This window comes from Thermodesulfobacteriota bacterium (assembly GCA_039028315.1).
Taxonomy (GTDB): Bacteria; Desulfobacterota_D; UBA1144; order Nemesobacterales; family UBA2774; genus CR02bin9.
The window spans coordinates 1-7,454 of record JBCCIH010000122.1; the positions used below are offsets into that span (position 1 = coordinate 1).

At 43.3% G+C, this 7,454-nt stretch carries 5 protein-coding genes; all 5 read right to left on the reverse strand.

The genetic code is table 11. From position 1 onward, the window contains the following. On the reverse strand, window positions 1-1,245 hold a 1,245-nt coding region (odhB, locus tag AAF462_08210; GenBank protein MEM7009100.1), incomplete at its 3' end, for a 2-oxoglutarate dehydrogenase complex dihydrolipoyllysine-residue succinyltransferase. A gap of 16 nt (window positions 1,246-1,261) precedes the next feature. After that, complete coding sequence (locus AAF462_08215; protein MEM7009101.1) at window positions 1,262-4,075, reverse strand: 2-oxoglutarate dehydrogenase E1 component; 2,814 nt, start codon at window positions 4,073-4,075, stop codon at window positions 1,262-1,264. A gap of 257 nt (window positions 4,076-4,332) precedes the next feature. Further along, the gene (locus AAF462_08220) at window positions 4,333-5,211 is read right to left on the reverse strand and encodes a thiamine pyrophosphate-dependent enzyme (GenBank protein MEM7009102.1); all 879 of its coding nucleotides are present in this window, start codon (window positions 5,209-5,211) and stop codon (window positions 4,333-4,335) included. Continuing rightward, window positions 5,208-6,995 (reverse strand): 2-oxoacid:acceptor oxidoreductase subunit alpha, encoded by a 1,788-nt coding sequence (locus AAF462_08225; protein MEM7009103.1) that lies wholly within the window; start codon window positions 6,993-6,995, stop codon window positions 5,208-5,210. Before AAF462_08225 ends, AAF462_08220 begins: the two co-directional genes overlap by 4 nt. Next, on the reverse strand, window positions 6,992-7,454 hold a 463-nt coding region (locus tag AAF462_08230; GenBank protein MEM7009104.1), incomplete at its 5' end, for a Coenzyme F420 hydrogenase/dehydrogenase, beta subunit C-terminal domain. The genes AAF462_08230 and AAF462_08225, both read right to left, overlap by 4 nt.

Sequence of the window (7,454 nt, forward strand, 5' to 3'; positions counted from 1 at the left end):
AAGTGATTCGGGGTCTTGTATTAGCTCTTTAAGCCTAACTAAGAACTGAACAGCCTCTCTTCCGTCCACTATTCTGTGATCGTAACTAAGCGCAACATACATCATAGGCTTTACCTCAAGATCGCCGTTTATAACTACCGGTCTCTCTTCAATCTTATGAAGTCCTAGAATTCCAACCTGTGGAGGGTTTAGAATCGGCGTGCTCATAAGTGAGCCAAAAACGCCGCCGTTTGTAATTGTAAATGTGCCGCCCATAATATCTTCTAAAGACAACGTGTTCTCTTCAGATTTAGCGGCGTACTCTTTTATCTTCTTTTCTATCTCGGCAAATGACATTCCGTCAGCGTTTTTGAGAACTGGCACCACTAGGCCCTCTGAGGCTCCTATTGCAACCCCTATGTCATAGTAGTGCTTAATAATCATATCATCGCCGTCTATCTCCGCATTAATCGCAGGAAAAGCCTTTAATGCACCGATAGATGCTTTCACAAAAAATGAGTTTAGACCTAATCCAACACCGTATTTCTCTTTAAAAGTTTCTTTGCGTCTTTTACGAAGTTCCATCACCGCGCTCATATCAATCTCATTAAATGTTGTGAGCATCGCAGTTGTCTGAGAAGCCTCAAGCATTCTTCTTGCAATAGTGCGTCTTCTTCTGGACATCTTAATTCGCTCTTCTCTTACTTCTCTTGCAATTGGAAGCTCGGGTGATTCATTTATGTTTACAACTGCAGGTGCTTTAGGGGCAGGCTCAACAATAGGAGCTTCAAGCTCTGCCTCTTTAATCTCTTTGACCTCATAGTTTTCAACATCTTCTTTTGTAATTCGTCCACTTGGGCCGGTTCCTTTCACTTTGCTGATATCAACGCCTAGTTCCTGGGCTAGATTTTTTGCAACCGGTGTTATTTTTTCATTTGTCTCTTGCTCAGCTGTGAACTCTTCTTTGATTTCTACGACTTCCTCTACTTTCTCTGCAGCAGGCTCAGGGGCTTTAGTTTGCGCAGCGGCTCCTTCTTCTATAACTCCAAGCACTTCACCCACTTCCACATCGTCATCAGCGTTTTTGAGTATGCTTGTAATAACTCCCTTTTTTTCAGAAGCCACTTCAAAATTGGCTTTTTCAGTTTCTAGCTCTAAAATTGCTTCTCCAATATTCACGGAGTCCCCTTCAGATTTAAACCATCTGATAATTGTGGCCTCTACTATGGATTCGCCTAATTCTGGTACTACAATGTTTGTTGACATTTCTTCTCTCCGGTTGCTATACGTTTTTTACCCAAGTAATTCCCAGTTCATCTAAGTTGGGGAGTTCTTTCTCTATCATGAAAGCTTGTTTGATAAGTGCCTGCTGATTTACCTTGTGCATAGATGAAGATCCCTCAGCAGGGCTTGAGTTACGCTTTCTGCCAATATAATGAAGCGGGAATCTGCCGTCTATCAGTTTTCTGAAAAATGGGAACATGAACATCCATGCGCCCATGGTCTCGGGCTCTTCCTGAAGCCATACCACTTCTTCAAGATTAGGATATCTGCCAAGTACCTCTCTTATTTTCTGCGTGGGAATTGGATAGAGCTGCTCGACTCTTGCAATTGCAATATCTTTTGCGTTCTCTTTTCTATATTCACTTGTATTAAGATCAATAAATACTTTCCCGCTGCAGAGAATTAGCCTTTTTATCTTCTTAGCCTGCTTATCGTCAATATCATCATCTATAACTGCTTGCCAGGATCCTTCTGATAGATCTCTGACTGAGGAAAATATAGCAGGATTTCTAAGAAGACTCTTAGGCGTTAGAACAATTAATGGAAGTGGATCCTCTTCTAACACCCCGGCCTGACGCCTTAGTAAATGAAAGTACTGAGCCGAAGTTGTGCAGTTTGCAATTCTCATATTGATTTCCGCGGCTGATCCTAAAAACCTAACTGGCCTACCTGAGGAATGATCCGGCCCCTGGCCTTCATAACCATGAGGTAGAAGCAGAACTAAAGAGGGCGTTTGACCCCATTTTGCTCTTGCTGATACTAAAAATTCATCAATAATTGTCTGTGCGCCGTTAATAAAATCACCATACTGAGCTTCCCAGATCACCAGTCTTTTAGGTTCCTGTATGTTGTAGCCGTATTCAAACCCTATGCATGCGTTCTCAGTAAGTGGGCTGTTATGAATCTCAAAAGCTGCTTTGGCTTGAGGGATGTTTTGAAGCGGTACATAAGGGTCCCAGTTTCTAGAATCATGAAGTACAGCATGACGGTGGCTGAAAGTTCCTCTTTCAGAGTCTTGACCAGTGAGCCTAATAGCAGTGCCGTCAGCTAGAATTGATGCATAGGCCAAATCTTCAGCCGTTGCCCAATCAATTGTTTTCTCATCAATGTCATCAAAGGATTTTGCCCTTCGTTCCATACCTCGTCTTAGCTTGGAGTTAAGGTTAAAATCCTCTGGAAGTTTTACTAATGAATCGTTTAGTTCTTTAAGTGTCTGAGCATCAACAGCTGTTTTTACTTTTTGTGCTGCTCCTGCTGGAGGTTTTTCAGACTGTGATTCCTCTGGGATATCTTCTGGAGAGAGTGATTCAAAATCGCTATGAATCTTCTCAGTGAATTTAGAAACAATTTCCTCTGGTTCGTTTTCTGAAACAACCCCTCTTTCAACTAAAGTCTTTGCATATATTTCTCTAACGCTAGGGTGCTTGTCTATAATGTCATACATAGCTGGCTGAGTGAAAGTTGGTTCATCAGCTTCGTTGTGACCATGGCGTCTATATCCGATAAGATCAATTAATATGTCTTTCTGGAATTTTTGAAGGTATGAAAATGCCAGTCTTGAAACTTCGATACAAGCTTCAGGATCATCTGCGTTCACATGAAGGATAGGAATCTCAAACCCTTTAGCCAGATCACTGGCGTACAAGGTGCTTCTGCTGTCAGAAGGTAGAGCAGTATATCCAAGCTGATTATTAGTAATAATATGTATAGTGCCGCCTGTGGTATAACCCGGTAGCCTCGATAGATTTAGTGTTTCTGATACAATTCCTTGACCTGGAAATGCAGCGTCTCCGTGAACGATAACCGGCAGAGATACAGCAGGATCAAACTGCGGCGCCCCTGGCCGATCAACCTTGGTTCCAGAAGCTCTTGTCATCCCCTCAACCACGGGATTTACAGCTTCAAGGTGGCTAGGGTTTGGGGCAAGAGTAATCACCATATCTATTTGTTTGCCGTTACTCACAGCATGGCGCGCGCCGTCGTGATATTTCACATCTCCAGTCCATCCCATATCGTCTCTAAAATCTCTCTCTAAAACGGGATCTTTAAACTTTATTAGAGTTCCTTTGTAGTTTTTGTTCATAACATGATGCATAACATTTAGACGTCCTCTGTGAGCCATCCCAAGCATTATATTATGTTTATCTGCTTCAGCCGCCAATCCTACTATTTCGTTTAGCATTGGTACCAGTGTGTCTACGCCCTCTATTGAAAAACGGAATTTGCCGGGGAAAATGCGGTGTAGAAATCTCTCAAACACCTCTACCTGCGTAAGGCTCTCAAGTAACATACGCTCATTTATAGGATCATTCGGCGGGCGGTACTTGCCTGATTCTGCAGCTACTCTAAACCATTTTCTCTCTTCTAAACAGTTAATGTGATAGTCTTCAAAACCTATTGTAGATGAATATATTGAGCGAAGTTTAGTTATAGCCTCATAAGCGTTAGTAGTTTGCTCAGCCACCGGACCTCTTACCAAGCTTGATGGCAGTTGAAAAAGGTCCTCTTTAGTAAGCTCGTGTCCTTCTACACTCAAGCATGAATCTCCAGGAGGAGGGCTTCCAAGCGGGTCAAGTTTTGCCTCTAAGTGGCCAAAAGCCCTAATAGCCTGGGCTAAGTTGGCCGCGGCCACAATTTTGTCCATGTCTTGAGGGTCTGCATCTGTAGTTACAGTCTCTGAAATCTCAGGGTTCCAATTTTCGAAAAGTGCCCGTATTTCAGGATCTACAGAGTCTGGATCCTGTAAATATTTCTCGTACAACTCCAAGACATAGCCTGAGTTAGGTCCATGAAAAAGATGTGAAAGGTTCATATTTTATTCCTGTTTTAACAGTAGTTCTCTTTGTGGATGGCGTTTAATATTAACATCAAATTTTGATAATAATAGTAGCATAAGAAAAATTACTTCGCAATTTCATATCACACAATATTTGTATTTGATGAAAGTAAAACTCTACGGGATGCAGAATTTGAGAATATTCCTGCATTATGGGGAAATTTCTAGATTTTATTCACTCAAAGCTCTAGCGACTTTAGAGCTTTGAATTTACATAATTAAATCCCTAAACCTTATCCTAGATGAGCCTTCATAAAAGCATCATAGTGCTTACGATGATCATCATGGCCGATTTCCTGCTGAGCTGGATATGTTTCTTCCTTATTAACTATTAGTGACTCAAGAGAAGGATGCTGAGCTTTGAATATGCGGCCTATCGGAATATGACCTTCTTCTTTAAACTCTAAGAGTTTTTGGAAACACTCTGTTCTATTTGTTGGATCGTAATTCTCATCTTCGTCCACATTCACTACCCTTGCGCGCCATTCGCGGTGGGTATCATAGTATGTAACACATGGTGAAAGTACTTCTAAAAATGCAAACCCCTTTCCTGACTCTGTGTGCTCAATTGCAGCTTCCATAAGTTCTCCGAGCTGCTCAGGGTTTCCGCTAAATCCTCTTGCCAAAAATGTTGAGGATAAAAAGCTAAGCCCTAGTAGCATGGAGTCCATTCCGGCCTCAGCGTTATCGCGGTAGCCTGTAGGGCTGGTTGGGGAAGCTTGTCCTTTTGTAAGTCCGTAATTGCTGTTATTCATAACTACATACATTATGCTTGGATTACTTTTAAATGTATGAACTAAGTGGCCTGCGCCAATTGCAAAACCATCTCCGTCTCCTCCGGCAGCGATCACTGTAAGATCTGGGTTAGCCAGTTTTGCGCCTATTGTTGCAGGGAGTACACGTCCATGAAGCGCGTGATAACCATAGCATTTAAGGTTATTTTGAATTGTTCCCGAGCAACCTATGCCGGCTAGCAGCATAAGTTTATGAGGAGGAATTCCCATTTTCTGAAGAGATTTCTCAAGCACTCCCTGCACTGCGAAATCTCCGCAACCTGCGCACCATATCGGTCTTGCCGGTGTAAATGTTTTTGTGCTAGGTGTTGTTGTCATTGGGCTTTTGCCTCCTGTTTATCTTCTTGCTCTAAAATTTGATTTACTAAATAACCAGGTCTGTAAGGAAGACCGTCGTATCTGCAAATACTAATAATCTTGCTTGAGTCTGCGCCCTGGTGCATAAATAGGCGCGCAAGCTGAGCCTGGGCGTTTAGGTCAATTACATAAACCCTCTCGCAGCTGTTTATAAAATCAAATGTATCATCAAGCACCGGCCATATGGTTCTTGGCTGATGATATCTTGTTTTAATTCCTTGTGACTCTAGCATCTCTACTGCTTCAAGTATTACGCCGTACATCATGCCTATTCCGATAAAGCCGATTGGTGCTTTTGGATCGCCGTATTCTCTACCCTTGGGAAGCTCTTTTTTGGCAACCTCGATTTTGTGAAAACGCTTGTCCATCATCTTAACCCTGTTCTTTGGATCGGTGGAAACAAGACCGAACTCGTCATGCTCATTACCGGTTACAAGTGACATACCTCCAGGGGTTCCCGGGGCGGCAAATGCCGATACCCCATCCTCTGAGAATCCATAGCGCTTGTATGTCTCTAAGTTTGCAACTTCCTCTGGTGTGAGTCTCTTTCCAGGTTCTACCTCTATGTCATCTAAGTTAAACGGTTTAACGCTAGCTATGTTTTGAGATAGCGCTTGGTCCATTGCAATAACAACCGGGCATTGATATTTGTCAGCTAAGTTGGTGGCATCAAAGGAGAGGTAAAAGCAATCTTCAGGATGTCCTGGGGCAAGCACAATTCTTGGAAAGTCTCCATGGCCTCCGAAGACCATAATGTTAATATCGCTTTGCTCTGGTTTCGTCGGCATCCCGGTGCTCGGTCCGGAGCGCTGGCAGTCAACAAGCACCATTGGTACCTCGCCTGAGCCGGAATGTCCTATACCTTCCTGCATCAAAGAGAACCCTGGCCCTGAAGTGGCAGTCATGGTTCTCACCCCTGTAAGTGCTGCTCCGATTGCCATATTTATTCCTGCAAGCTCGTCCTCTGTCTGACGTGCAACCCCGCCGCAGCGTGGTAACCATTTTTGAAGTGTCTCCAATACCTCAGATGAAGGCGTGATTGGATATCCTGTGAAAAATCTTCCGCCGGCAGCCATAAATCCAAATGCCACTGATTCATTACCCATTAAAAGTAAATGCTCTTCGGGCTCTGTATGTTCTATTCTGTAAATACCTTCGCCGTGTTTAATTCCCATCTCATCTGCTAGGTGAAGCCCTAAACCAAGTGCTTCAAGGTTGTAGTCTAAAATGATCTGTCCGCGGCGTTCAAATCTTTTAGTAAAAGTATGTCGCATAGCATCGTCTTCTAGTCCTAACAAGCGTCCTACTATTCCAAAGGCGATACTGTTTTTATATAGTTCCCTTCGCATTGTGCGCATTGCTATTCTGTTAAAAGGGGCAGCGTAGAGTTTTGTGCCTTCAGGAAGCAGTCCATCACGTAAAGGGCCGCTTGAATCATCAAAGACCACTATACTGTCCGGGTTTATCTGGTGGGCGTTCTTCTCCACAGCTTCTTCGTCAAGAGCTACCAAAAGGTCTATGTGGCTACCCACACAAAAGCGCTGACCTGTGAAAGCTCTCATTGTGGCCGCGGCATGTCCGCCTCTAATTCGTGATAAAACATCTCTTTCTGTGTATACGTTAAGCCCAGCATTACGAAACAGATCAGCAAGCATCGTGATCACCGTAAGTGAGCCGTCTCCTCCCTGACCTGCGACAATGACGTTAACGTCTTCTAGTATTGGTTGGCTGTTTTTGGAACTCATTTACTTTCTGCTCCTCCATCCTCTGGTTTCTTATAGTCTTTATAAAGCGTTTTTGGATTTGTGTTGCCTAGCTCAACCCTTTCATCATATGTGGGCATAAGGGCTGGCAGTGGTTTGTTTCGTTTTATATTGGATAATCTGATTAATAGTTGTTTTGCCTTGGGCTGTTCTTCCTCTTCCATGATTTCAAAGAGATCAGCATCAACAGCTGACTGCCAGAACTTATGTCCCTGCTCAGTTCTTACAGCGACAAAGGTCCATCCCATAAGACCAATTCCGCCAACTCCTATGTCAGCGTGCTCTGCGGCATAGTCCAGGCAGTATAGACAAGCAGGGCGGGCAAAAGGATGAAAATCCTTAAGCTTCATGATTATTTCTCTGCCGTCTCTAAGCTCAATGATAACCTTTCCTTTTACGTTTACATTTACGATATCTATAGGATCTACCCCGAGCTCCTCT

What these genes read in the sequence shown, in the direction of transcription:
- AAF462_08220 (MEM7009102.1), bottom strand. Translation starts at nt 5,211, where the DNA reads ATGACAACAACACCTAGCACAAAAACATTTACACCGGCAAGACCGATA.
- AAF462_08215 (MEM7009101.1), bottom strand. Translation starts at nt 4,075, where the DNA reads ATGAACCTTTCACATCTTTTTCATGGACCTAACTCAGGCTATGTCTTG.
- AAF462_08225 (MEM7009103.1), bottom strand. Translation starts at nt 6,995, where the DNA reads ATGAGTTCCAAAAACAGCCAACCAATACTAGAAGACGTTAACGTCATT.